This is a genomic window from Flavobacterium sp., assembly GCF_049590715.1.
Taxonomy (GTDB): domain Bacteria; phylum Bacteroidota; class Bacteroidia; order Flavobacteriales; family Flavobacteriaceae; genus Flavobacterium.
The window spans coordinates 1-1,611 of record NZ_JBAWDL010000173.1; the positions used below are offsets into that span (position 1 = coordinate 1).

The following is a 1,611-nucleotide window of genomic DNA, read 5'->3' on the forward strand; positions in this document are numbered from 1 at the left end:
AGGTTGGATTGCAAGCCGATCGCCCGGTCTGCTTCGACGCTGTCGAACCAACCCCTGAGCTGCAGCAAAAGGCGCGCCACTATTTTCGGATGCTGCCCGGCAAGATCGGTAGTTTCCCCCGGATCGACCTCCATGTCGTACAGTTCGGCCTCGTTGTCCGTCGGAACCGATCTGGCCGGCTCGCCCAGCCGAATGGTGGTGTGCATGCCTGGCCGATACTTGAGATCCCCGTCCATCTCGAGATCCTCAGGCGTCACCACCATAGCTTCGGGGATGGGAGGGAGCACCAGCTTCCACCTGCCCTCGCGTATGGCGGCGTTGCAATTGTGGACCGGGGAGTACCTGTTCCATTGCCAGCAGCGCACAGGGTTCTCCACCTGGGCGGCGGCAAGCGTCTTCCATACCGAGCGGCCATCTACATGCTGGGCACCCTCGGCCAGTTCAACGCCAGTCGACTCCAGCATGGTGGGCAGAACATCGACGAAGTGCAGGGTAGAGTCTATTGCCTGCCCCTCCGCTATCGTGCCGGGGCAGTAGGCCGCGAAAGGCACATGGATGCCGCCCTCATAGACCGTCCCCTTGAAGTCACGCAGATTGAGGTTGGGCCGTGCGGAAGCTCCGCCCAGATGCGGACCGTTGTCGCTGGTGAAGAGAACCAGCGTATCGCTGAGTCGCCCGCTGGCTTCGAGAGCTGCCAGCACATCGCCAACCGCCCGGTCCATGGCCTCGACCATGGCATAGATCGTGGCGACTTCAGTGGTGACGTTTACGCGTGATCGCACCGATGCCAGATCGGCCTCGTGTGCCTGCAGCGGAAAATGCGGCGCGTTGAAAGCCAGCATCAGGTAAAACGGCCGCGGATCCTGATCGGCAACAAACGAACTTGCCGCCTCGGCCCAGACATCGGTGAGGTACCGACCGTCCTTGGTTCTCGATGCGCCATTGTCGGAAATGGTCCACTCCCAATAGTCCAACCAGCCGCCCTGGAAGCCGATAAAGTGCTCGAAACCGCGGGCCGTGGGGGAAAATCTCGGGTCGAGCGCCCCATTGTGCCATTTTCCGATCAGGCCGGTTCGATATTCGGCCGCGCCAAAGGCATCGGCAGCAGTGCGCTCGCGCAACGCGATCCGATCCAGCCCCCGCCCTTCCAGCGTATCGATCGCGCCGGTGCGATGGGGATAGCGCCCGGTTAGGAGTGCAGCGCGGGCGGGCGCGCAAACCGCCGAGGCCGAAAAGGCGTTGGTAAACGTTGCGCCCTTCTGGAACAACCGGTCGATGTTGGGCGTGTGAGTCACGCCGCCATTGAAGTGACCAAGGTCTCCAAATCCGAGGTCGTCGGCAACGATCTGAACAATATTCCGGGTCATCAGCGCCCCCCTATTCCCGATGAAAGTGCAACGCCCTTGATGAACCAGCGCTGCGCGAACAAGTAGACCGCGATGGTTGGAAGGGTCGACATGACCGCCCCCGCCATGAGCGAGTCCCAATTGGTAAAATACTGCCCCTGGAATTCCCGCAGCCCCAGCACGACGGTGCGGGTCTCGACTGTCGTCGACATGACCAGCGGCCAGAGCAGCGCGTTCCAGTGCGCCAGGAACGCAAACATCAGCA

1 protein-coding gene and 1 pseudogene are annotated in these 1,611 nt (G+C 61.9%); both read right to left on the minus strand.

Annotated elements, in window-relative coordinates; translation table 11 throughout:
* Positions 1–1,367: sulfatase-like hydrolase/transferase (locus tag WBQ70_RS07975; RefSeq protein WP_423912666.1), on the minus strand; the 1,367-nt coding region annotated here is incomplete at its 3' end.
* A pseudogene (locus tag WBQ70_RS07980) lies at positions 1,367–1,611 on the minus strand (carbohydrate ABC transporter permease); the annotation flags it as partial. The gene WBQ70_RS07975 and the pseudogene WBQ70_RS07980, both read right to left, overlap by 1 nt.